General features: G+C 41.3%; 19 protein-coding genes and 1 tRNA gene. 12 read left to right on the forward strand and 8 right to left on the reverse strand.

Features of this window, described 5'->3' with window-relative positions; translation table 11 throughout:
• The first annotated feature begins 16 nt into the window (after positions 1–16).
• From pdsR to IEY03_RS03750, 3 genes are all read left to right on the forward strand, one after another.
• Positions 17–706, forward strand: coding sequence for a proteobacterial dedicated sortase system response regulator (gene pdsR, locus IEY03_RS03740; RefSeq protein WP_188839974.1), 690 nt, complete (start codon positions 17–19; stop codon positions 704–706).
• 15 nt (positions 707–721) lie between these two features.
• The gene (gene pdsS / locus IEY03_RS03745) at positions 722–2932 is read left to right on the forward strand and encodes a proteobacterial dedicated sortase system histidine kinase (RefSeq protein ID WP_188839975.1); all 2211 of its coding nucleotides are present in this window, start codon (positions 722–724) and stop codon (positions 2930–2932) included.
• 100 nt (positions 2933–3032) lie between these two features.
• Positions 3033–4220, forward strand: a complete 1188-nt coding sequence (locus IEY03_RS03750; protein ID WP_188839976.1) for a cystathionine beta-lyase — start codon at positions 3033–3035, stop codon at positions 4218–4220.
• Positions 4221–4448: 228 nt separating this feature from the next.
• Here the strand turns inward: IEY03_RS03750 and IEY03_RS03755 are convergent, their stop codons facing one another.
• From IEY03_RS03755 to topA, 4 genes are all read right to left on the reverse strand, one after another.
• On the reverse strand, positions 4449–4928 hold the full coding sequence (locus tag IEY03_RS03755) for a CreA family protein (protein WP_188839977.1): 480 nt from the start codon (positions 4926–4928) through the stop codon (positions 4449–4451).
• Positions 4925–6325, reverse strand: a complete 1401-nt coding sequence (yegD, locus tag IEY03_RS03760; RefSeq protein WP_188839978.1) for a molecular chaperone — start codon at positions 6323–6325, stop codon at positions 4925–4927. The genes IEY03_RS03755 and yegD overlap by 4 nt, the downstream gene beginning before the upstream one ends.
• A gap of 107 nt (positions 6326–6432) precedes the next feature.
• A complete protein-coding gene (locus IEY03_RS03765) occupies positions 6433–7146 on the reverse strand; it encodes a transporter substrate-binding domain-containing protein (protein WP_188839979.1) in 714 nt (237 codons plus the stop codon).
• Between the two features lie 132 nt (positions 7147–7278).
• Positions 7279–9924 (reverse strand): type I DNA topoisomerase, encoded by a 2646-nt coding sequence (gene topA, locus IEY03_RS03770; RefSeq protein ID WP_188839980.1) that lies wholly within the window; start codon positions 9922–9924, stop codon positions 7279–7281.
• A 357-nt stretch (positions 9925–10281) separates the two neighbouring features.
• Here topA and astB point away from each other — a divergent pair, with 357 nt between their 5' ends.
• Complete coding sequence (astB, locus tag IEY03_RS03775) at positions 10282–11616, forward strand: N-succinylarginine dihydrolase (RefSeq protein ID WP_188839981.1); 1335 nt, start codon at positions 10282–10284, stop codon at positions 11614–11616.
• Between the two features lie 135 nt (positions 11617–11751).
• Here astB and IEY03_RS03780 read toward each other — a convergent pair whose 3' ends face one another.
• Positions 11752–14214 carry an Ig-like domain-containing protein gene (locus IEY03_RS03780; protein WP_188839982.1) on the reverse strand — a complete coding sequence of 821 codons (2463 nt, stop codon included), beginning with the start codon at positions 14212–14214 and terminating at the stop codon, positions 11752–11754.
• Positions 14215–14438: 224 nt separating this feature from the next.
• Here IEY03_RS03780 and IEY03_RS03785 point away from each other — a divergent pair, with 224 nt between their 5' ends.
• The 4 genes from IEY03_RS03785 (at position 14439) to IEY03_RS03800 (ending at position 18596) form a co-directional block, all read left to right on the forward strand.
• Positions 14439–15761: a dicarboxylate/amino acid:cation symporter gene (locus IEY03_RS03785; RefSeq protein ID WP_188839983.1), complete on the forward strand. Its 1323-nt coding sequence runs from the start codon at positions 14439–14441 to the stop codon at positions 15759–15761.
• Between the two features lie 94 nt (positions 15762–15855).
• On the forward strand, positions 15856–16527 hold the full coding sequence (locus IEY03_RS03790) for a LysE family transporter (protein WP_188839984.1): 672 nt from the start codon (positions 15856–15858) through the stop codon (positions 16525–16527).
• Positions 16528–16578: 51 nt separating this feature from the next.
• The gene (locus tag IEY03_RS03795; protein WP_188839985.1) at positions 16579–17253 is read left to right on the forward strand and encodes a response regulator; all 675 of its coding nucleotides are present in this window, start codon (positions 16579–16581) and stop codon (positions 17251–17253) included.
• On the forward strand, positions 17244–18596 hold the full coding sequence (locus IEY03_RS03800; RefSeq protein ID WP_188839986.1) for an ATP-binding protein: 1353 nt from the start codon (positions 17244–17246) through the stop codon (positions 18594–18596). Before IEY03_RS03795 ends, IEY03_RS03800 begins: the two co-directional genes overlap by 10 nt.
• A gap of 32 nt (positions 18597–18628) precedes the next feature.
• On the opposite strand, the gene IEY03_RS03805 is transcribed toward IEY03_RS03800, so the two are convergent.
• The gene (locus IEY03_RS03805) at positions 18629–19333 is read right to left on the reverse strand and encodes a 2OG-Fe(II) oxygenase (protein WP_188839987.1); all 705 of its coding nucleotides are present in this window, start codon (positions 19331–19333) and stop codon (positions 18629–18631) included.
• Between the two features lie 142 nt (positions 19334–19475).
• Here IEY03_RS03805 and IEY03_RS03810 point away from each other — a divergent pair, with 142 nt between their 5' ends.
• Positions 19476–20729 carry a cyclic di-GMP phosphodiesterase gene (locus tag IEY03_RS03810; RefSeq protein WP_188839988.1) on the forward strand — a complete coding sequence of 418 codons (1254 nt, stop codon included), beginning with the start codon at positions 19476–19478 and terminating at the stop codon, positions 20727–20729.
• An 82-nt stretch (positions 20730–20811) separates the two neighbouring features.
• Here IEY03_RS03810 and corA read toward each other — a convergent pair whose 3' ends face one another.
• Positions 20812–21759 carry a magnesium/cobalt transporter CorA gene (corA, locus tag IEY03_RS03815; protein ID WP_188839989.1) on the reverse strand — a complete coding sequence of 316 codons (948 nt, stop codon included), beginning with the start codon at positions 21757–21759 and terminating at the stop codon, positions 20812–20814.
• A gap of 253 nt (positions 21760–22012) precedes the next feature.
• On the reverse strand, positions 22013–23041 hold the full coding sequence (gene yejK / locus IEY03_RS03820; protein ID WP_188839990.1) for a nucleoid-associated protein YejK: 1029 nt from the start codon (positions 23039–23041) through the stop codon (positions 22013–22015).
• A 154-nt stretch (positions 23042–23195) separates the two neighbouring features.
• Here yejK and IEY03_RS03825 point away from each other — a divergent pair, with 154 nt between their 5' ends.
• From IEY03_RS03825 to IEY03_RS03835, 3 genes are all read left to right on the forward strand, one after another.
• Positions 23196–23408 carry a YejL family protein gene (locus IEY03_RS03825; protein ID WP_188839991.1) on the forward strand — a complete coding sequence of 71 codons (213 nt, stop codon included), beginning with the start codon at positions 23196–23198 and terminating at the stop codon, positions 23406–23408.
• A 63-nt stretch (positions 23409–23471) separates the two neighbouring features.
• Positions 23472–25265: a DUF3413 domain-containing protein gene (locus tag IEY03_RS03830; protein ID WP_188839992.1), complete on the forward strand. Its 1794-nt coding sequence runs from the start codon at positions 23472–23474 to the stop codon at positions 25263–25265.
• A 166-nt stretch (positions 25266–25431) separates the two neighbouring features.
• A tRNA-Pro gene (locus IEY03_RS03835) sits at positions 25432–25508 on the forward strand.
• The last annotated feature ends 483 nt before the right edge of the window (positions 25509–25991 follow it).

Below are 25991 nucleotides of genomic sequence, written 5' to 3' on the forward strand. Positions count from 1 at the left end.
AGGAAATCATTAATTAATGAAACGTATTGCCATTGTGGAAGATGAAGCGGCTATTCGTGACAACTATAAAGAGGTATTGCAACAACAAGGTTATAGCGTTCAAGCCTATCCTAACCGTCCAACTGCGATGCTGGCCTTTAATGCTCGTCTACCCGACTTAGCTATTATCGATATTGGCCTTGAAGGTGAGATTGATGGCGGATTTACCTTGTGCCAATCCCTTAGGGCCATGTCGAGTAGCATACCAATCATTTTTCTAACCGCGCGAAGTAGCGACTTCGATACCGTGTGTGGCTTGCGTCTTGGTGCCGATGACTACCTATCTAAAGATGTGAGTTTTCCACATTTGTTGGCTCGTATAGCAGCGCTATTTCGTCGTTCAGAATTAATCGGTTCAAGCCCGATTGAAGATAACTTGATGGTACGCAATCATTTACAAATTGACGGTAACCGTATTCAAGTGACCTGGAAACAGCAACCCATTGAATTAACCGTAACCGAATTCTGGATGGTGCATGCCATGGCTAAACACCCTGGGCATGTGCGCAGCCGTCAGGATTTAATGCAAGAAGCTAAAATTTTTGTCGACGACAGCACCATCACGTCGCATGTAAAACGGATTAGAAAAAAGTTTATTGCCATCGACAGTGAGTTTGATTGCATCGATACCGTTTATGGCATGGGTTACCGCTGGGACAGTCTGTAAGGAAAGTGATTGTAAATGTATTTGCCGTTAGGGCTTAGAGCCAAAGTCATTGTCCTGTCATTATTTTTACTCTGCCTGCCGTGGCTTGGGTATGAATATGTGTGGGAAATGGAAAAATATTTACGTCATGGCCAAGAGAAAACCCTTGAAGGTACCACCCAGGCGTTAGCAACAGCCTTACATGAACGGCCTAAACTATTTGATAACCAAGCAAGCTTTTTAACCCAGGTGCAAAAAGGCCGAGATCTGTATGCCTATCCTTTATCAGGCCCTATCCGACTTGATGGCAAATTAGATGATTGGCAACTTTATCGTCATCGCATGTTGCAATATGGCAAGGAACATGTGGTTTACCAACAAAATGCGCAACAAGAGGTTAAGCTTAATTTTACCCACATGGTGGGTAAATATGCTGGCTATTTATATGGTTTTTTTGAGGTCAATGACGACAAGGTGATTTACCGAGGCAAAAACAGCTTAAGAGTGGACAGAAATGATCACTTAGTGATTGCAACTTTAGCGCCTAATAGCCAGTTCACCCGCTACGTGATTGCTAACACACAAGATGGTTGGTTAAGTGCATTTAAACTCCCTGATGATCCCACACAGTCTATGCCCGTCACCCCAGAGAATCGCATTCAAGGACAATGGCAAACAACTGCCAATGGTTACATCATTGAACTTAGGGTGCCATTAGAGATGATCGGCAGTAAGCTCGGTTTCGCCATACATAATGTTGATGATATCGAAATACGAAATCTGGCGAATATTGTCGGTACCTCGGCAACCAATTCAGTGGCGGAGTTAGGCACGGTTTTAGTTCCCTCGCCTGAGATAGAAAGCATTGTGAAGGGCATGGGCCACAATAGCTCCCGTATTTGGGTGGTTGATAACCATGGTAGAGTATTAGCCCGCTCTGGTGATATTCGCGCATCAAATAACACCTGGGACTCTGATTTAGATGATATCCAAACCGAAAGCACCTGGTCTCATTTTCATAAAAAATACTTATTGCCTTTATATTATAAAATTCTCACACGGCCACCTCAGGACTTTATTGACTCATTACAAGACTCGACCGAATTAAGTGGCAGCCATATTGAAAATGCTCTGGCAGGTAAACCGGCATCAACATGGCGATTAACCCCGGACAACAAAGCAGTGGTATTAGCAGCAGCAAGTCCTATTTGGATTGATGACAAAGTGATGGGCGTGGTTATCGCAGAAGAAACAACTCACGGTATTCGAAGCTTACGCAACCGCGCATTAGAAAAGCTGTTTAACGTTATCCTCACTATTATGAGCATGGGCACTTTAGCTTTATTTATTTTCGCTTCAAGTATATCAAGTCGTATTAGACGCTTACGTGATCAGGCAGAACTTGCCATTGATGGTCAAGGACGTGTAAGACAACAAATTACCCCTTCAAGAAACCGCGATGAAATTGGCGATTTGTCTCGAAGCTTTGCCAACATTGTTGGCAGATTAGGACAATACACGCACTACTTAGAAAACATGTCTTCTCGCCTATCACATGAATTACGCACGCCAGTTGCCGTGGTACGCAGTTCTTTAGAGCACCTAGGCAACCAACCTTTAGATGACTCGAGTAAGAAGTATGTTTATCGGGCACAAGCTGGTGTTAATCAACTGCACCTTATTTTGAATAATTTAACGGAAGCCACCAACCTTGAAGCAAGCTTAGGACATGCCGAGCGCAGTGTGTTTCCACTCAAAAAAGTCATCAACGGTTGTATGCAAGGCTACCAAATGACCTACCCGGATCAAATTTTTACTCTAGCCATTGAAGACAAAAACATTTTGTGTGATGGCGTGCCTGAATATATCGCGCAATTGATGGACAAGTTAATTAGCAATGCCATTGAATTTAGCTTGCCAAATAGTCCAATTCTTGTGAGTTTGCAGCAACATAATAAACAGGCCATCATCAAAGTCACCAATTGGGGGGCGACTTTGCCACAGGATATGAGCGAACAAATTTTTGAATCAATGGTGTCTATCAGACCACAAGCGCCGTCTAATAAACCTCACCTTGGCTTGGGGTTGTATATTGCTCGATTAATTACTGACTTTCATAACGGCAGCATTAAAGCCACTAATGTGTCGTATTTTACCGAAGATAAAGATACTCAAACTGAAGGTTTATCAGTAGCCCAGCATGGTGTTGAGCTGTGTTTAACTTTGCCTGTTATCGAAACCAGCTAATCAATGGATAACGGTAAAAACATTAAAACCTAACTTTTGCCCCTTTCATTTGGCCGTATAGATGGTAGGATGGCTAAAAAGTTTACTGGATGACTCAATTATGACAAAGCACGGCAAGCAAGCGACACAAATTGTCAGTTTAGGCAGAGACAAAAAATACACAAAGGGCATCATTAACCCACCGGTATTTAGAGCATCAACTGTGGTGTTTGACACTATGGATAACATGCGTTTTGCCATTAAAAACAAAACCAATGGTGAGCTGTTTTATGGTCGCCGTGGTACGCCAACTCATTTTTCATTTCAAGAAGCGATTGCAGAACTTGAAGGCGGCGCTGGTACAGCTTTATATCCCTCTGGTGCTGGAGCGATAAGTGCGGCTTTGCTGTCATTTTTACAGTCGGGAGACCATCTGTTGATGGTCGATACTGCCTATGAGCCGACCCGTGATTTATGTGACAAAATGCTTGCAGGTTTCGGCATTGAAACAACTTATTACGACCCTATGATAGGTGCAGGCATACAAGATCTTATTCGTCCAAATACTAAAGTGTTATTTCTGGAATCTCCTGGGTCGATTACCATGGAAGTTCAAGATGTACCTACGCTTTGTCGCGTAGCCCACGAAAGCAATATTATTGTGATGTTGGATAATACCTGGGCATCCCCTATTAACTCACGTCCCTTTGAAATGGGTGTTGATATTTCAATTCAAGCGGCAACCAAGTACATAGTTGGACATTCTGACGTTATGATGGGTACGGCAACCGCGAATGAAACTTACTGGCCTCAACTGCGTGAAAACAGCTACCTAATGGGTCAAACAACCTCTCCTGACGACGTATTCTTAGCCGCTAGAGGCTTGCGTACCTTAGGTGTGCGAATGGCACAGCACCATAAAAATGGTTTAGAAGTGGCTAAATGGTTAGCACAAAGACCTGAAGTCGATCATGTTCGCCATCCGGCATTTGACACTTGCCCGGGGCATGAGTTTTTTAAGCGCGATTTCACTTCTGCTAATGGCTTATTTTCATTTGTGTTAAAGCAAGGGGATTTACGCCGTGTCACGGCCTTTGTTGAAGGCATGCAACACTTCAAAATGGGTTTCTCTTGGGGTGGATTTGAAAGCTTAATCTTGGGCGTGTTTGGCATTGATAAAATCCGCAGCGCGACCCAATGGGACAGTTCAAAGCCGCTCATTAGGTTGCATATTGGCTTGGAAGATACCCAAGACTTAATTGCCGATCTTGAACGTGCATTTGAGCGATATCACCAGGTTTTAAAATAATTGAATCCAAACAACAAAAAAGGCTACCTTAATCGTAGCCTTTTTGATATTCCAACCCTGCGCTATTTGTTCGCTATTCAGTTCCAACAAAACTGCGTTTTATTAAAAAGTCTTTGTAAATAGCACTGCTATGACATTTCACTTTTCACAATGTTCAATGTTCAATGTTCAATGTTCAATGTTCAATGTTCAATCTTGTATTTAACGCATAATCAGATTTCAATACGACTAATTTTTAGCGTTAGGGTTTAAGGTATTCCAAGCTCCAGTACCATATAAAGGAACCGTTGAAAGTGCATGCTTATGACTGCCATTGGTTTCTTTGGTTGAATATGACAAATACAATAAGGTTTGATTCTCTTTGTCTAAAATACGTCTCACTTTTAAGCTTTTAAACAAAATACTTAACGATTCTTTAAACACAATTTCGCCACCTTTACTCATATCAATATCAGCAAGATCATTGGCGCTAATCGGCCCAGTTTGACGACAACTGATCCCCATATCTGATGGGTCTGAAAAATCTAAATCTGCTTTTATTCGGCTGATATGGCAAGTAACACCAGGAATTTTAGGGTCATGTTTGGCATCGATAATCACATCCTTAGTGGTAAACAAGCCTAAACTGACTTTGCCTACATCATCACTGCAACCCATTAACATACTGCTAAGTGTAACCATGGATACTAACGTTAGTTTTATGTTCATTGAGTTACCTTAAAATATTGTTGTGCCCAACGGGTTAGTCCCGCAGTTACAGATCCAAAATGGTCACCTACAACCACTTTTGCATCTGGATAAACTTTAGCAATTTGATTATAGATAGCCGGACTGCGTGCTGTCCCTCCGGTAATATACACAATATCAGGACTAATTAAACATTTGCCGTCAACATCAAGACTGGTCATTGCCTGTTGCATTAATTGGCTGACTTTGTCTAACGAAGGTGTAATAGCCTGCTCAAATTGCTCAACACTGACCTCGACCGAAAAATCATCTTCGATGAAAGTCAAAAATGCCTGATGTACAGGAGCTTGAGTTAAGGCTATTTTGGCTAATTCCGCCTGACGCACTAATTGAAAACTCATTTGGTTTTGTTGCAATATACGCAGCCGATTGAGCAGATGGGGTGATTGAGCCTCTTTCACCAACATTTCAATTAACTTTTTACTCGCTAACTGGTAAAAATCACGTTGGGCACTGATGTCATTGACTGCCACTGCATTCCAAAAAAGATTCGACGGCATAGGCTTACCATCCAGCATCTTACTGTCACTGCCAAAGCTTGGCATAAATCCTTGCATGGCTAAAGCGATATCTAAATCATTACCACCAATACGTTGGCCGCTATGCCCTAAACAATCTTTATCTCGTTGGTCTGCCGTCATTAGCTCTGGACCCATTTTGACTAATGAGCAATCTGTCGTACCACCGCCGACATCCACCACAAGCACATTGGCTGTATCACCTAAAGTAGATTCAAAGTCCATTCCGGCGGCTAATGGTTCAAACAAAAATCCGACTTCACTAAACCCTGCGCGTTTAGCGGCTAAGGTCAATATGGCTTCAGCTTGCTGATTACTTTGTTCTCCGCCAATGCCTTGAAAGTTAACCGGACGACCTATCATGGCATGGGTGGCCTTGGGCAGCCCCTTAGATATAAGCTGTTGGTCAAGCAATTGCTTAACGTGCATCATCATCAGGGTTACAATGTCTTCAAATAAGGCGACTTGTTCAGGACGCAACCCCGTTGCCCCTAAAAATGATTTGGGTGATCGGACATAAAAGCCTTCTTCGGGCATGTCTAAATAAGCTTCTATGGCGGATTGGCCAACAAACACGACTTGTTCATCTGCGAGTAAATCAAGCTCATGACGAATTTGTTTAGCTCGCATTAATTGCGAACTACGCGAATGAGAATATTCAGCTTTTAACTCATCGGATAAACCCGCATAAACAGCTTCAGCAATCAGTTCTCGGTCTATTGCATACAGTGTTGATGGTAGATAGTTAGAATCAACACTCAGAGGGAGTAGTGTAACTTGTTCATTTTCCCATATTCCCACAGAGCAGTTTGCACTACCGTAATCAAAACCAACAATCATGAAATCTACCGTTTAAAAAAATCAAACGATTAAATTACCACACCAGGGGATTAAAAAGATAATTTATGAGAATGAATCAAGGTCAAGTGATGTTTTTTACGACATAACTAGCTGCTAGGAAACAATGCTCGATACTGTTCTAAACATTTATCGTTGATGTAGACACCAACATTCACTTCCAATATCGAAGTCTTTGAAAACTGGAACTGTATACGATCTGACTCAGGTAATTGCTTTATAAAATCAGGGAATTGGTTTGAAAAAACCAAATCAATTCTATTGTATTGCAACATTTTAAACCCTTGTACTAACGATTCGACTTGCACAATTTCAATACCAGCATCAATAAACTGTTTGTGAAATGCCCCCTCGCGCTTGTAACGCATGATAGCAAGCTTCTTACCCTTGAGCTCTGAAAGATGTTGCCAGCTAAACACTGAAGATTCAGTTCGCCTAAATAGGCCCAAAATAACTTTTTGATCGCTTAATGCTAAAAAGGTACTCGGTATATATTCAGGTGGAGGAAAAAAACTTAAACACCATTTTCCAGACTGTACTTGAAGTTGTGCTCGAGCTGGAGGTAAAAATATTGGCGTCAGTTTCTGTATATCATGCCTAACCATTAACTCATCTAGCAGAACAAAGTTAATACCATGTTCAGGATCACCCATGGTGGTAAAGGGGGGATATTCAACCGCAATCACCTCAAAATCACCAATAGGTTGCACTGGGTTAACCTTGTCGTTAGTGAAGGTGTCTTGCCCGGCAGTAAACTCCGATATAAACATTAACGTCAGCAAAACAATAATACGATAGATCACATTAAACGACTCAAAGTTATTAACTCATAATACTATTTTAGTTCAATCGCTCATTAGGCGCGATTAAATTTATTTACCGAATTAAAAAAGCCATCAAAATGATGGCTTTTTACGAACTAAATATCGGTTAGATTATTTTTTGGCTTTCTTCTTTGGGGTTTTAGTCGATTCACTCACCCACTTTCCACCCACATACTTGGCAGACCAGCCCGTCGCTTTACCATCAACTTCTGTAGCAACGTATTGCTCTTTAGTTTTACGGCTAAATTTAACAGCAGTTTTATTACCGTCATCATCTTCAACGGGGGCATCGGCTAAAAATGCATACTTATCCCAAAGTAGATCACGATATTTAACTAACTCTTCCACTAAAGGAGCACGGGTTTCGCGCGATTTAGGGAAAGTACTGGCCGCTAAAAATATCCCTGCTGCACCGTCACGTAACACAAAGTGCGCATCTGACTTAGAGCACTTCAGTTCAGGTAAGAAGATAGGATCCTCTTTTGGCGGTGCTGCTTCACCGTTTTTAAGCAGTTTACGGGTATTTTTACATTCGCTATTGGTACAACCAAAATATTTACCAAAACGGCCGTTTTTCAACTCCATATCATTGCCACAACGATCACACTCGATGAGCGGGCCTTCATAACCTTTGATCTTAAATTGACCTTTTTCAATCTCATAGCCATCGCAGCTCGGGTTATTACCACAAACATGCAATTTACGCGATTCGTCAATGAGGTAGCTATCCATCGCCGTGCCACATTTACCACAACGATGTTTCGCTCGAAGTGCATCTGTTTCAGCATCTTCATTATCACTGATAGCTTCATCACCAGAGGTTAAATTAACTGTTGTTTTACAGCGTTCTTTAGGAGGCAATGCATAACCACTACAGCCTAAAAACACACCAGTAGAACCGGTACGAATACCCATTTTACGTTGGCATGTTGGACATTCGATATCGGTTAAAACAGGATCGTTAAGGCGCATTCCGCCTTCAGTTGGATCCAATTCAGCCATTAATAATTGCTTGGTAAAATCACCATAGAAACCATCAAGTACTTTTTTCCAATCCAGCTTGCCATGGGCAACATCATCCAATGTTTGTTCCATGCTGGCAGTAAAGTCATAGCTCATTAAATCTTTAAAGCTTTCAACTAAACGCTCGCTGACTATCTCACCCATTTTTTCGGCAAAGAAACGACGATTATCAACCCGTACATAACCTCGGTCTTGAATGGTTGAAATAATGGTCGCGTAAGTAGAAGGACGGCCAATACCACGTTTTTCTAACTCTTTGACTAATGAGGCTTCACCATAACGCGCAGGTGGCTTAGTAAAATGCTGTTTGGGCAGTAGTTGTTCAAGAGTTAAGCTATCACCAACCTCAACAACAGGTAATGTGCTGGTATCTTCGTTTTTCTTGCTCATTGGCGGCTGAACACGTGTCCAACCATCAAAGCGTAATGTGCGTCCGCTGGCTTTTAATTCGTAATCTCCAGCAACAACAGTTAATCGTGTTGCATCATATTGTGCTGGTGTCATCTGACACGCTACAAATTGACGCCAAATTAACTCGTAAAGGCGTTGAGCATCACGCTCCATATCCGTTAATGTTGCCGATTGAATAACAACATTTGATGGACGAATCGCTTCATGCGCCTCTTGCGCGCCTTCTTTACTGCCATAACGAATGGGATCAGCTGGTAAATACTTCTCGCCAAACTCTTTTCCAATCATCTCACGGACATTATCAAGCGCTTCTTGACTTAAGTTTGTTGAGTCAGTACGCATATAAGTAATATGCCCCGCTTCATACAAACGCTGCGCCATCATCATGGTTTTCTTAACACCAAAACCTAAACGCGTACTTGCTGCTTGTTGCAATGTAGAAGTGATATAAGGCGCTGAGGGCTTGCTTGATGTGGCTTTATCTTCACGATTTGCAACCTTGAATGACGCGCTCTTTAAGGCATCAACGGCAACTTTAGCTTGGGCTTCGTTAATCGGTTCAAAGGCTGCTGACTGAAATTTCATTACCTGCATTTTAAGCTGTTCAGCTTTGCTGGTATTTAAATCAGCATGTATGTCCCAAAACTCTTCAGGTACAAACGCTTTAATTTCGCTTTCACGTTCAACCACTAACCTAACAGCTACTGACTGCACACGACCTGCGGATAATCCCCTAGCCACTTTTTTCCAAAGCAGCGGTGAAACCATAAAACCAACAACACGGTCAAGGAAACGACGAGCTTGTTGCGCATTGACCATGTTGGTGTCTAGCGTTGCAGGTTTACTAAATGCATCTTGAATTGCGGTTTTAGTAATTTCATTAAAAACGACTCGTTGATACCGTGAAGCGTCACCACCAATAATTTCCTGTAAATGCCAGGCGATAGCTTCTCCTTCACGGTCCAAATCGGTTGCGAGATAGATTTGGTCAGCGGATTCTGCAAGGGTCTTTAATTCTTTGACCACTTTTTCTTTACCGGGTAGTACGGCATATTTCGCAGCCCAGCCATTTTCAGGGTCAATTCCCATACGGCCAACTAGCGCTTGTTTATCTCTTGCCTGCTTATATATAGCTTTAGCTTCAGGTGACATCTTACGTACTTCAGCAGCTGTTTTAGCAGGCGGAGTACCATCAGAAGTAGAGGAAGTCGGTAAATCACGGATGTGACCTACACTCGACTTAACGATGAATTCTTTACCAAGATATTTATTAATAGTCTTGGCTTTGGCCGGCGATTCGACAATAACTAACGATTTACCCATAGTTTGATTTGCGCCAAATAGTCTCAGAAAGTAACAAAATTGATTCCATATATAGAGTGTTAGGACAAGAGTTTCAAGTAAATCTGCTTTTTATGTGCATTTGTGAGTGATTTTTCTACCAAAATAAAAAAATGGAAAAAATAATATGCGATTTTTAAAACTAATTTCTCAATAAAACACTTTTGAAAGCTCATTGAGTGCATTTTTAGTCAAAAATGGCTATAAGCACAAAAAACCAACAGTTTGTTAACCAGCTTAGCTTGCGTATACTTGCGGTAATTTAGTCATTTCTTACATGCAAATTTAGCGTTATTTCCATGTCGAAATCGCAATAACTATAATCAACAAGGATTAGCCATGAAGCAATTTGAAGCAAACTTTGACGGGTTAGTAGGACCTACACACAATTATGCCGGTTTATCTTTTGGTAATGTGGCGTCTTATTCTAATGCAGCCCAAGCCTCTAACCCTAAGGCTGCTGCCAAACAGGGATTGCAAAAAGCCAAAGCCCTTGCCGATTTAGGTATGGTACAAGGCGTGCTTGCCCCTCAAGAGCGCCCAGACCTGTATACCTTACGCAGAATTGGATTTAGTGGAACAGACGCAGAAGTGTTACAAAAGGCAGCTAAACAGGCTCCTGCGTTACTCAACGCTTGCTGTAGTGCTTCAAGTATGTGGACTGCTAATGCGGCAACAGTTTCTCCTTCTGCTGACACCCGAGATGGTAAAGTGCATTTCACCCCAGCCAACCTTGTTGATAAATTGCACAGAAGTATTGAACCTCTGACTACGGGTAATATTTTAAAAGCCACATTTAATAATGATCGTCATTTCAAACATCACTTACATCTACCTGAGCATGCAAACTTTGGTGATGAGGGTGCTGCAAACCATACACGTTTATGCAGTGACTATGGTAAAGCCGGTGTGGAGTTATTTGTATATGGTCAAAGTGCAACCAATCCTAATGCACCCAAGCCTGTTAAATATCCTGCCCGTCAAACATTAGAAGCTTCTCAAGCGGTCGCTCGCTTACATCAATTGGAAGATGAAAGTTGTGTTTTTATGCAACAAAACCCTGATGTGATTGACCAAGGTGTGTTTCATAACGATGTGATTTCTGTCGGTAACCAAAATGTGCTGTTTTATCATGAACAAGCATTTTTAGACACCGAAGCAAAATTTGCAGAGATCAGCCGGAAAATGAACTCAGAAGTACACTTTATAAAAGTGTCGACGGAACAAGTGTCAATCGATGATGCCGTAAGAAGTTACTTATTCAATACTCAAATTATTACTTTACCCAACGGTGAAATGGCCATAGTGGCACCTACCGATTGTCAGGAAAATCCTGCAGTGTTTGCTTATTTAAACGAGCTAACTACATTAGGTACACCAATCAAACAAGTGAAATACTTTGATGTAAAACAAAGCATGCAAAATGGTGGCGGTCCTGCTTGCTTACGTCTGCGGGTAGCAATGAATGAGCAAGAAATTGCCGCCGTGAATCAGCACACTTTGATGAATGACGCACTTTTCAACAAGCTAAACTCTTGGGTTGAAAAACATTACCGTGACACTTTAACGGTAGCAGATTTAGCCGACCCACAATTGATTATTGAGTCCCGCACGGCATTAGATGAGCTAACTCAGATATTGAAACTGGGTAGTGTTTACCAATTTCAAAAGTAATTGATACTTAGTATTCGCTAAAATCAAATGCCGCCGTTAATTACTGCGGCATTTTTATGGGTATAGATTGCTAGATAGAAATTGAAAAGGGCGCATAATGCGCCCTTTTTATATCCCAGATTAACCAGAGGTGTCCTATAAAATAGTTACACCTATCGCTACAACTTCTGACACTGTTCCGCCAGGTGTTTCTACTTCAACTAAAAACACCCCAGAGTTTGGTTCATCTTCACCTTTAATGGTCACGCCAAAATCTCGACCACCATTATAGTTAGTGCTTGGCCATACATATTCACTGGCACTGACAACCGAACCCGCTGAGGTTTTAAACCTGACGATTGTTCCAGCAGGCATTTGCTGATTGTGTAAGTCTGAAATAGTAAAGAACACCGAAGCTGCGCCTTTACCTACAATAGTAATGTTGCCACCTAAATGCTGACCATCTCTATCATCGATTAAGATCTTGCTTGACTCTGTAGCATAGGCCGTACTGCCTGACATCACCATCACTAGGCTACGACGAACATATAATGATTTAGAATTATTGGCGCCATCAGCACAACCAGCATGCGCAGGTGATGAACATAACACACCATTATATAAACCATCTTTGACATCGAATATGCCATTTGAATTAAAGTCAATTAGCTCTTCTAATGTACCGCCATTCTGGCCACCAGCTTGTTGTGGGTTAAATAGTCTGTCTTCGTTATAGTCATTAAATGCATCATTTAAATCAAACGCTTGACCAGTTACATCAACACCACTGTTGAACTCGTTCAACTCGTTAGCATCAAATCGACCATTACCATTTAAGTCAGGGAAAGATTCTTCCCCAATTGCGGTAGCGGTAATCGTTGCACGACCACCGTATTTTTGACCATAGAAATTACCATACAAACCTAATGCAGCATCATAAGATAATGTCGACATTGGGTTACGTACCATAGCACCTGTACCATCAATCAGCACTGCACCTTCAGGACGAGGAAGTTGGCTGGTCCAATTTACTGAACAGGCGCCTTTTACAGTTTGACATGCATCTTCAATAGAACCACCCTCAGTAGTAAATGATACTGTCGTTCCATCAGGAACAGGGTTGTTGAAAGCATCGGCTAAACGCGCAGTCACGACGACTTTAGTTCCATCAATGTCCCAACCTTCGGCGTTAACAACTGCAGCAGATAAAGAGAAACTGTCTTGGTCAGGAATACCAGTAGACACAATTAATTGCTTAGATTGACTTGAAATAACCGGTGTTGCACCATTTTCAACAGTTGCCGTAACTCGTAAAGACGTTGCCACAGTACCGGTTGTTACTACTGTCTGCACGATGCCCTGATTATTGGTTGTTGCTATTGTAGGTGTTATTGCCACCCCGCCTACAACTGTATTGAGCTTAAACGACACTGATTGATTACTAACAGGGTTACCGTTTTTATCTAAAACTTTAAACTTCACCGTAGATGATTCAACACCACCAGTCCCCAAAATACTGATATTTTCAGGAATAGCTGATTCAAATGAAATACTACCAACATCAGCTTGTAACACATTAATCGTACCGACAGCTGATAAACTTATGCCGCCCGCATTTGCAGTCACATTGATTTGGTCTTCACCGACACAACCCTGAGCAAGATATGTTGATGTCGCCACCCCATTGCTTGATGAAACTGGAGAACTCAACTCTGCTTGAGCAGGATTTTTAGTGGCGCAAGTTGATGAAAAGTTAACATCTACAGGCTGATTGAAAGGTTGCCCTTGATCGTCCTGAATACGAACGGTAATTGTTGCAGTGCCACCAGCAGATAAATTAGCTGTACTGACTTCTGCTTGACCAGCGACAAAAGAAGTCCCTGAACCACTTCCCATCACGACATTGGTCGCGCCAACGACAACGATGGTTTTACCCACTTCATTAGTCGGTAATGTTGCTCTAACTTCTCCAGCACCTAAGGCGCTACCAGCATAAATGTCTACAACCGCTTTACCTGCCGAGTTAGTTACAGCCGTTTTAATTGGCAAGTCACCAATGTCTGACTCAAAAGTCACAATCGTAGGCTTTGTAATACCCGTGACTGTAGCCGTTAATTTACCAGGAGATAATGTGCTAATAGTTTGTACAGGCGTGCCTGCTGTATCCGTTAGCACTAAAGAAACTTGCGCTCCGCCCCCCGCTTCACCGCCGTCACCGACCATGGTGATATTTAATGATGCGGTTTCACCAGAAGTGATGGTTGCTGTTACCGTAGCGCCGGTGTTAACCGAAGCGGTATTTAACGTAACAGTGGCGACACCATCAGCATTGGTAGACACCTGACCCGTTCCAGGAGAAAACGTACCATAACTGTCATCATTTAACTCAAAACTGACCAGAGTACTTACCGGACTACCTGTAGAATCGACAACAGTGGCAGTAATCGTTGCAGGTTCAGCTACAGAAACTTGAGTGTTATCGATAGATAAAGCAACTGAAATAGTTACCGGAGGAGGTGTCACACCGCTACCGTCATCGGTAATGCTGCCACCGCCACCACAGGCGAAGAGTAAAAAAGAACAAATTAGTGCTAAATAGACTTTAATTGCTGACCTCATTGTCAGGCTCCCTGTTACATTAGAATAATACTTATGATTTATAATAGTTACCTATTAGACAATAATACACAAATATCTGATAACTATGCCACAACCTAGGTGCTTTAATCGGCACATTTAAACATAAACTTTAACTTTTATACCATTTCATAAGTTACCCTTTCCTGCTAGGCTTTAGCGAGTTAGCCCCCAAATACTTAGAAAAATAATTGGAAGGATCGATTGTGAGCAATAAAAAACAGCTCGGACTTACGAGTAAAATTTTAATTGGCATGGCTTCAGGTGTTTTACTTGGCTTGCTGCTACGAAACCTTTTACCTGATAGTTTATTTGTTAAAGATTACATCACTGAAGGATTTTTGCACGTTATCGGCGCAATATTTATTTCAAGTTTAAAGATGTTAGTGGTGCCATTAGTATTCATATCTTTAGTTTGTGGAACCTGCTCATTAAGCGACCCATCAAAACTGGGTCGATTAGGTGGGAAAACCATTTCATTTTACTTATTTACCACCGCAATTGCGTTAACGATTTCGATTGTGGCCGCCATATTGATTCATCCAGGCAACGCAAGCTTGGTTAGTTCGACAATGGAGTTCACCGCTAAGGAAGCGCCTAGCTTATCTGAAGTGATCATCAATATCGTTCCAGACAATCCAATTCAAGCGATGACCCAAGGTAACATGCTGCAAATCATCTTATTTGCAGTCATATTTGGTTTTGCAATATCACATATTGGTGAACGTGGGGAACGAGTCGCGCTATTCTTCAATGATTTAAACGAAATCATCATGCGTGTTGTCACCTTAGTAATGCAATTGGCGCCTTACGGTGTTTTCGCATTAATGGCAAAACTCAGCTTAACCTTAGGCATGGAAACCTTTGGCAGTGTGGTTAAATACTTTTTACTCGTTGTCGCAGTATTGTTAATTCAAGCGCTAATAGTTTATCCACTGCTGTTAAAACTGTTCTCAGGTTTGAACCCACTGATGTTTTTACGCAAAATGCGCGACGTACAATTATTTGCTTTTAGTACCGCAAGCTCTAATGCCACGTTACCGGTAACGATTGAAGCATCTGAGCATCGTATGGGGGTAGATAATAAAATTGCTTCCTTTACATTACCACTTGGCGCAACCATCAATATGGATGGCACGGCAATCATGCAAGGGGTGGCGACAGTATTTATTGCTCAAGTATTTGGAATTGAACTGAGTTTAACTGATTATGCAATGGTGGTTGTTACTGCTACCCTAGCCTCTATTGGTACTGCTGGGGTTCCTGGTGTTGGTTTGATTATGCTGGCCATGGTATTAAACCAAGTTGGTCTACCTGTAGAAGGTATTGCCTTAATCATTGGCGTAGACCGTTTACTTGATATGTTAAGAACCGCGGTCAACGTTACCGGTGATACGGTAGCAACTGTCATTATTGCAAAATCAGAAGGTGCTTTTAACGAGGATGTGTTCAACGACTCACAAGCGGGTAAAGCTGCTACCAGTTTTGAAGAACAAGTCTTAAACGCTAAAGCAAACTCAAAAAGCTAACATTGCTTGGTACTCTTTAAAGGCGCACTGGTTGCGCCTTTTTTATTTTTACTTTATAAATATTAAAACAATTATATTACAATCAGGAACATAAATGGACTTCACCCTATTAGCCAGCTTAGCTGTTATCCATTGCATCGCATTAATAAGTCCAGGGCCTGACTTCGCAATTATTGTCAGAATGGCGACTCAACAACAGCGGCAAACCGCTCTTGCTTGCGCTTTGGGCATTGCTCTTGCAATCTTAATTCACACACTATTATCGTTATTGGGGATCAGTATCATGATCCGCCAATCCGCCCTTGCCTATACCTTAGTGCAATGTGTTGGTGTAAGTTATTTAGCCTGGATGGGATTTCAAGCATTAAAGTCAGCCATCGGACGTTTTCAAGCAATAGCAGCCTCGACAGAGTCACAAGTTCAAGCTGTTGCATCTACCTCAACTGATGCTCAACAAAAATCGCTATTAAACGGTTTTAAAGTCGGTTTACTGACTAACTTACTTAACCCTAAAGCGTTAATTTTCTTTATTACCTTATTTACAGTGCTGATAACCCCCGAGGTGAACTTTGCAACAAAAACGGCAGCAACAGTGATGCTGTTCTTGTTATCCTTGATATGGTTTAGTTTATTAGCCATGGTATTATCCAAACCAATAATTCAGGTTAAATTTCTCAGTATCAGTCACATTATTGATGCACTTGTTGGCATTATTTTTATTGGGGTATCCTTTACCATTGCCATCAACTTAATCAGCAGTTTTTAACCCACTCATTCTTTTATCTATTGCGGTGATGTTTAGTAACAGGAGTTGAACATGCGGATTTTAGTGATCGAAGACGATGCTATTTTATCTCATCATTTAGATGTACAACTCACTGAGCTTGGTAATCAAGTGCAGGTAGCCGCCACTGCCAAAGAAGGCTTCTTTCAAGCAACTAACTACCCGATTGATATTGCGATAGTCGATTTAGGGCTACCAGATCAAGACGGAATAAGCCTCATTAAGTCATTACGAGAAGCCAAGGTGACGGCTCCGATACTTATTTTAACGGCAAGGATCAATTGGCAAGATAAAGTAGAAGGCCTGAACGCTGGCGCGGATGACTATTTAGTAAAACCCTTCCAAAAAGAAGAGTTAATTGCAAGACTTGACGCATTGGTCAGACGAAGTGCTGGGTTTGTTAAACCTATCATCAGCTGCGGCACATTATCTGTTGATTTAGCGAGCAAGTTAGTCAGCCTCAATCAAGTTAATTTAGACATTACAGCCTTTGAGTACAACATCTTGGAATACTTAATGCGTCACTGCAACGAGGTCGTTGCTAAGCAACGATTACTGGATGTGGTATACGGTGATAAAGAAGGCGACCCCAATACGATTGAAGTTATGATCAGTCGTTTACGTAAAAAATTAGCCCAGGGTGGTATTGAAGATGCCATTATGACCATCCGCGGCCAAGGATATAAATTCAACCTACCATGCAACTAATTTACAAGCCTCGAAAACGCCTGCTTACACGCATGTTTGTTACCTCACTGAGCATTATTACGCTAGTGGGTTTTGGCTTTGCATGGTTGGTAACGGTATTACATGCCCAAAATCGTTACGCCCAAATCACTGCAGAATATATCGCCGAGTTGCCCGTTATCGCGGCAGAATTTCGAGAAAACAACTTAATTCCCATCACTCAAGCTGAAGATAATGACAACATAGAAACCAGTTATATTATGGCGACTTGTGATAGTCATTTTAAAAGCCTATGGCGTTCCGAGCTGGCAAAAGATTTACAACTAGCAGATATTTGTGAAAAATATTTAGACATCCAGGATGATTATCAAGCTTATTATCTAGATTTTGAAGGTTTACCTTCTTATCTTGTGTTTAAGTTAAGTACCATCATTGACGATAAAGCTTTTCATTTGCTGATTTTGAAAGATGCTAAAAATATCACAACTGAACTCAAACGCTTCAATCGACTAACCTATTTTCGCCTCGCCATTGTGCTTGGTACAGCTGTTTTTTTATTAATCAGTGCCGCCTACTGGGGAATGTTGCCCCTAAAACAACTTAAACAAGAGCTAATTAAACTCAAACAAGGCAAACAGCAAAATTTATCCGATGACTACCCCGTAGAGTTACAAGAAATCACTCAGGCATTAAACCAATTAATTATTCAAAGCCAGCAGCGACAAAGCCGTTATCAAGATGCGATGAATGATCTCGCCCACAGTTTAAAAACTCGCTTAGCCGCAAGTATTGCATTAATTGATGACGCCTCACTGACTCAACAAGCCAAAGACCAACAAATACAGCAGCAAATTCAAGACATGGATCACCTTGTAAAGTATCAACTGAAACGCGCCATGATGGGCAGACAAGGACTATTAAAAGAACAAACTAAAATAAAACCAATCCTTCAACAACTTATTAAAATGTTGTCTAAATTGTATCTAAATAAAAATATTAACTTCATTTTACATTGCCCTGACGATTTGACTTTTCCGATAAGCAAAGGTGACTTAATGGAACTGTGTGGCAACTTAATCGAAAATGCAGCCAAGTTTTGCATCAGCACCATCGAAATTACAGCACAAGAACAAACCAACGGATTACTCAAGTTACAGGTTGACGATGACGGTTCTGGCGTAGATGAAGACTACCGTGAAAAAGTCACTCAAAGAGGTGTGCGCGCTGATACGCAGCACCCAGGACAAGGTATAGGGTTAGCCGTTTGCGCTGAACTCATTGACAGTTATGGTGGTTCATTTGAAATTCAAACCAGCCATTTGCAAGGGGCAGCTTTTATTATTCAGTTGCCCTATACCGGTTAACGGCATGCGATGAATTAGAAGCCTGTAATATATTACTTGCTTGGTGAAATCGCCGCATACAAGTGTTCTGCACGATTAAACATAATCCAAGATGTGGCAATAAACTTATCACCACTAACAGGTACATTACCACGATGGCTATGGGTAAAACCTGCAGGCGCTATGACCATAGTGCCCTTTTTGGGTCTTATTTTGCGTTGCTGATAATAAAACTCCGTTTCACCGCCTTGTTCCACATCATTCAAATAAAACATATACAGTACTACCCGATGTAACGCTTCATTGTGACCTTGTTGAGGAAACTGTTCTGAATGCCAATGTGGATATCCACCTTTACCTTGTTGATAATGTTGCACATTAATCGTGCCACTGCGAAATAAATAACGCACAATGGCATTCACTTTATCCGCACCTAATTTATCAAAATTCTCAGGTTGCAGTGCGACACCTTGGCCGTTTTCATCACTAACCGAAACAGAAACCGCCCCCATTAAAGCTAAGGCATACTTTTTAAAGTACTCCACACTGTTGGCTAATGTCAGTTGCAGTAATTCATTGCGAAGTTCTGCTAAATCAGCGTGTTGATCTAACATTAAATCTCGACTTAACTTCTTAGTAATATCTACACCACTGCCTGTTACGCCCTGAATCACACTTGGGTGATGTTTTACGGCCTCAATCAACTTGTCGCATAGTTCATCACTAATTGCATTTGGGTATACTTCAATAAAGTCCATATTTCACTGCTTAATTTCCAAAGTTAATGTTAATATGCTGCATGTAAGTGATGAATTTGTAAAGTCAGTCGAAGTTTTATACTAAGCTGAAGTTAACCCCAACTTTTGAATACATTTGACCTGAGCCTAATCACCCGCCTTTATGAAAAAGAATGTAAAAATTGCCGTCTCAGAACTCAAAGTAGGAGTTTATGTCAGTCTGCCAGTCTCATGGAAAGATCACCCTTTTCTGTTTAGTAAGTTCAAAATCACCTCACAAACACAAATTGAATTAATAAAATCATTAGGTGTTAAAGAAGTCCTTTACGATCCGCAGCGCAGCGATATTACACTAACCGAAAAAGAAGACAAAGAAGCCCCTGCCCCTGTTGATAACGCATCCTTAGATAACATCCGGCAAGAAATGCTCGATTACAAATCTGAGCGAATTGAGAAACAGCAACAACTGAAGCGCAACATAAAAAAGACTGAAAAACAATTTGAACGCTCGGTATCTATGATGCGTTCAATGGTCAGTAAAGTGTCAAGCCGGCCACTCAATGCCATTAATGATGCAAGGGATTTAATCAGTAACCTGACTAACATGCTATTGGATGAAGATAATCTTGCTCTGCACCTAATGAGTGATGCCAATGCCTCTGATGTTATTCATCACCACTCTTTAAACGTGTCAATGATGTGTATGTTAATGGCCAAAGAGTTAAATTGGAGCCGAGAAGAAATAGAACTCATTGGTATTGGTTGCTTATTTCACGACATTGGCAAACTAAAAATTCCATCGAGTATTTTGAATAAAGTGGTGCCACTTTCTACTCCAGAAGAAAACCTGGTTAAACAGCATCCTTTAATGAGCCTGAACTTTTTGAAATTGGCCGATACCTTCCCTGAAGAAGCAAAACCTATGATAGCTAACCACCATGAGTTTCTTGATGGTAGTGGCACGCCGCAGGGATTAAAAGCGGAACAGTTAGATAAGTTCTCTCAATTATTAGCCGTGGTTAATGAATATGACAACCTGTGCAATGGCAGTTTGCTTATAAAAGCCAAAACGCCCAGCGTGGCACTTGGACTACTTTATAAAAACTATCAAAAGAAGCTGAATTTAGAGTATGTTCAAAAGCTGATTAAATTGTTAGGTATTTACCCACCAGGCAGTGTCGTCGAACTATCTAACGGCCATTTTGGAATGGTCATGTCAGTTAACCTAAAAAATATACTCTATCCGGCCATTATTGCTTATGATCCCATAGTACCCGTGGCACAAGCACCCATTGTTGAATTAGAAAAAGAAGGCATGAGTATTGTTCGCAGCTTACCTGCCGCGGCATTACCTGAAAAAATTCACAAATACCTAAGCCCCAGAGATAACATCAGCTATGCCTTTGGCAAAGGTTAACCAACAAAAAACGGACACTGATGAGTGTCCGTTTTTTGTTTAATCTGTCGCAAACCGTTAACGCTAAAGCGTGAGAATCAACCTACAGCCAACCTTTTTGACGGAAGAATAAATACGTTCCCGCCGCACTAGCAAACATCAGTCCTACCGCCAACGGATATCCATATTGCCAAGAAAGCTCAGGCATAATAGCAAAGTTCATCCCGTAACTGCTGGCAATTAAGGTAGGGGGTAAAAATACCACTGCAGAAACCGAGAAAATTTTAATAATCTTATTCTGTTGCAGTCCACTGAACCCCATAGCCGCATCCAATAAAAACTTCAACTTATCAAAAATAAACTGACTATGGGGCATAAGAGATTCAATGTCCGATAACATTTCACGAATATCTTTTAGATTTTCATCAGACAAATGTTTACGGTAATAACGCTGTAAATGCCTTAACGAGCGCTGGGTATCAAGTAAACTCAAACGAATTTTACCGTTAGAATCTTCCTGCAAGGTAATTTGTTTAAATACGGCATCGAGATCTTCGTCGCTAAAGACCTGTTCACTTAAGTTATCGAGCACACTGTAAACATCTTCAATTAAGTCAGATAAGTAATCGACCTTAAGGGTAAATAACTCTAGCAATAGCCCTTCAGGTGTTTCAGTCTCTAGACGACCTAAACGCATGTAGTTACGTAATAAGCGAATTAGACCAATGTCTTCTTCACGCATTGTCAATAAAAAATGCTCACGCAAGTTGAACGATACGTTAACCGCACGCACATCAGAACCGGCTCTTTGTGGGAATAACGAGTTGATATGCAAGCCATCTTCGTTTTGGAAAAAACGCGCAGAGGCTTCAATCTCTTTGATATCTTCTTCGTCGGGCACTTCCTCTGCAGAAAAACGACGTAACCAATTGCGCTCTTCGTCATTAGGCTTATATAAATCTAGCCATAAAGTATTATCTGGCAAAATGTCTTGAACAGACAGCTCAGTAATACTGAGTTTGCGGTCTTGATAAGCGTAAGCTGTGATCATAGAAGTTCCCCATATACATGTGGTGCACACAAATGTATAACACAAAGGTGTTGGTAAAAACTGGCGCTAGTTTACTAATTTTAAATACAATGAAAAGTAAAAAGCGTGAATTAAATTGATTTATAACTAAATTTAACCCCAAAGCAGTACTTTGCCACTTTATCGATAATAAAAAAGCACCTTTAGTCGGTGCTTAATTTAAAAAAGATGTTTTTTTGTTCACTGCCTCATTCGCAAAACAAATCGTTAAAGCTTACTCACCTTTGAGACGGCGATCTAATTGATCTTTAAGGTTAGCTGGTACACCTTTGATTAAAATCGTGTCTGAAATCGGGTCATAAATCACTCGTTCACCTAAATGACCACCATCAAAACTGAGAGTCACTCCACCGCCAGTCCCAGAGAACTTCTTCAAACTACGAAGGCTGGCTTTATCAGCCGGAAACTCATCATCTAATTCATAGTTGCCACCACAGGCAAAATCATAAAACGAGTCCATACCTTGATCGGCTAAGGTGTCGCCTAAATCTTTAACTTCAATATCGGCACCCACTTCAGCACGTTCAGCACAATATTCAAATACTCTGTCACGGCATTGCTGTCTTTCATCTTTGGTTAACTCACTTCCTGCGACAAAATCTTCAACGGCATGAATCAGGGTTTTATTTTGCGCTTTGGTGTTAACCCCTTCAACACAGCCCATAAAGTCTAAAAAGAAGTCAGCAACTTTACGACCAGCTCTACCACGAATAAACGAAATGTATTTTTTCGAGGCTTTATCTGCTTGTAGTTCAGTTAAATCAATACGTGCCGCAAGCTGAATGTTATTCAAATCAAGGTGATTATTTTGCGATAGCTCCATATCATCCAACACTGTCATCGAAGACTTAGCACTTAACAAGGCAACAAAAAGATAATCACTTGCCATAGCTGAGTAGCAAGACATCAGCAAAAATCCACCTTGGGAGAAATCATATTTCGCTAGTTCGGCTTGCAACAATTGGCTGGCGGCAACGGTAAAGTCAACAAAACCTGATTGGCCATCACGATAAGCCTTCAACGCATTAGCAAAGGCATCGTTAGCATCACCATCTTCATTCGGCACGCCAAAATAGCCAAAACCTTTTCCCGCTTTGCCTGAATAAGTTTGATGTAACTCTTCAAGCATCGCCTCAACAGCCTGACTATTTAGTAAGGGTTGTGGACGTAATCTGCAGGCCATTTGCCCCTGACTGTCGAGTGAAATTTCATGAATAATGGCTTGTTCGATACTAATCGTCATAAATCCGCTAACCTTTAGTGGCCAAGATATTGTTATGGAAGCCGGCTATGATATAACGATTTTAGCCACGACGGTATAGAAAACATGAGGCGAGCTTGATTGAAATCCGTTATCATAGGCATTAATTGATAACTCATTCACTCTAGTAAAAATTATGGCCATTCAATCAAAATACAGTAACACCCAAGTAGAAGCCCTAATCACTGAAATGTTAGCGCTACTTAACAAGCATCAAGCCCCAACCGATCTAAGCTTAATGGTCTTAGGTAATTGTGTAACGCACCTTTTAGAGAAGAAAGTTCCAGCAGAGTCGCGCAAAGTGGTTGCCGAACAATTTGCTAAAGCGTTAACACAATCAATTAAGTAATTCATTGATTGTGAATTTTGTTTACCTTATTCCACTGTTGATAATTTAGGGATGATTTAACGCATGATCGAGCGCAGAAAACAGATGACGCGAGACAAAGTCTCGCGCCTGATTAATTGGGGGCATTGGTTTGCCTTCTTTAATGGTTTACTTGCCATGATCATCGGCTCCCGTTACATCAGTAGTGTAGGTCAACCAGACTCGCTAATTAGCTGGGGGTATCTCGCCCTCAGCACAATGAGTCACTTTACCTTTTTAGCCTTTATCGTATACGTGCTGTTTATCTTTCCAATCAGCTTACTTTTACCCTATTCAAAAATATTGCGCGGTTATGCGGCATTTATCGCATCAATGGGTTTGTATATTCTGTTATACGACACCATCATTTACGACGATTATGGGATCCACCTCAGCCCATTTGCATTTGACCTTGCATGGCAAGATTTAAACGCGTTATTACACAGTACTTCTTATATCATTACTCCGCTTGCAATCATCATTATCGAGCTCACCGCCGCCAACTTTATTTGGAAGCGAATAGATAAAATTCAAAAGAAACAATGGGGCAATAAAGTGGTGCTGTTTGTCGGTATTTGTTTTGTAAGCAGCCATTTGGTGCACATTTGGGCCGATGCAGCCAATGTGACCGACATAACCCGTTTTGATGATGCCTATCCGGTTTCTTATCCTGCAACCGCAAGAAGCTTTATGGAAAATCATGGCGTAGAAAGCCAAGCCATAATCAATAAAACTGCAGCGCACAAAACGTCAAACTTGAATTACCCAATAGTGCCATTAGAGTGTAAAGCAGAAAAAGCACAGCCAAATATTCTTGTGCTGACCATAGATGGCCTACGCGCCGACATGGTCGATAATGTCACCATGCCGTTTTTAAACCAATATAGTGATGAGTCACTTAAATTTACTCAACACCATAGCGGCGGCACTCAGTTCAGCAGCAGTATGTTTACCTTGATGTATGGTTTACAGGGCAACTATAGCGACAAGAAAGATTTTGATGTTATCGCCCCAGTCATAAATCAAGAACTCACCCGCCAAGGTTACCAGTTAGGGTTATTTACCGGCCGCACGGCCACTGAAATAGCTTCAATGGGCGCGATGTTCGATGGTTTTACACCAACGATTAGTGAAAGCCTTGATGGTACAGCCACTAACGATATCCAAAGTATTGCTGCATTTAACCAATGGCAAGAAACACAAACAACGCCCTGGTTCAGCATCCTTAATCTAAGCGCGCCACAGGATTATGATACCCCTGTCGGCTTTTTAGGTATTGAAACAGTTAAAGCCCCCAAAACCCTAAAGCCTGCGCAAAAAGTATTGTTTAATCAATATCGTCAGTCGTTAAAGTTTATAGATAACCAACTCAGTGAACTATTGCCTAACCTGCCTGAAAATACCATGGTATTGATTACCGGTACCCACGGACAAGTGTTTACCAGTGACATTGAAGATGCACGACGCGACCTATCACCAAACAATGTCAAGGTACCGCTGATTATCCATTGGTCACAAATGGCTAATGGTCAGATAAACTACCGCACAAGTCATTACGGTATCGCACCAACCATTTTAAGCAAAATACTAGGCTGTACGACAGCTAGTGAACAATACAGTTCAGGCCGAAGTCTGTTAGAACCCAATAGTGAATCTTGGATATACATAGGTAATAGCCGTGAGTTCGCCATTTACCAACAAGATGAGATCACAGTGCTCAGTCGCTACGGTAAATATCGCATCTACAATCTAAATTTTGATAAGCGTTTAGACAAAAAAATGAGCGCGCCAGAACTGATCCAAGTGATGCGAGAAGGCAGAAGGTTGTATCAAAACTAATTGCATACACGGGCGACTTAAGCTGAGTTTTATAATCAGTTGCATAGATAATAATCAGTCAATAATTGCTGATTAACGAAGTACTTGCGTCAAGCTCTGGCAATTGCTAAAGTGCTTTCTCGCTAAGTTTACCCCCATTAATTTAAAACTTCGCGTGTCACACATTCGGTATGTAGCGCAGCCCGGTAGCGCACTGTCATGGGGTGTCAGGGGTCGGAGGTTCGAATCCTCTCATACCGACCAAATTAAAGAAGCCAGCTAATAAGCTGGCTTTTTGCTTTTCTGACATAACAGAACGGGGCAAGCCCCTGTTACGCAAGGTAAAAAACACCTTGCTTGGCCATCGGGCTGCGCGACATACCGCTGAGAAAAGCTCACAATCCATTCAAAAATACCGCTTCACCACTGTCAATTTGCATGAACCAAAAGGAACAGTGTTTTGAGCGTTTACCTTCATGGAGCTAATACTATGTAAAGCCTGACGTGAGGATATTACATAGAACCCCTTTAAATCATCCTTGCTCGCTTAACTAGCACATCACTGTTTTTGACACCTTCAACTGTAGCTACATATTTCTTCGATTTGACTATTTCTAATTAAGAGCTAACTTGAATTTGCCCAAATTCTAGCTAGAGCATATCGATACCCAAACAACCTTAAGATGCTCGATTTCAGCAAGAATTTACACGCGTTTAGGCAAGGCATTGATTGCGGGTAATGGTTAT

This window comes from Shewanella aestuarii (assembly GCF_014647215.1).
Taxonomy (GTDB): domain Bacteria; phylum Pseudomonadota; class Gammaproteobacteria; order Enterobacterales; family Shewanellaceae; genus Shewanella; species Shewanella aestuarii.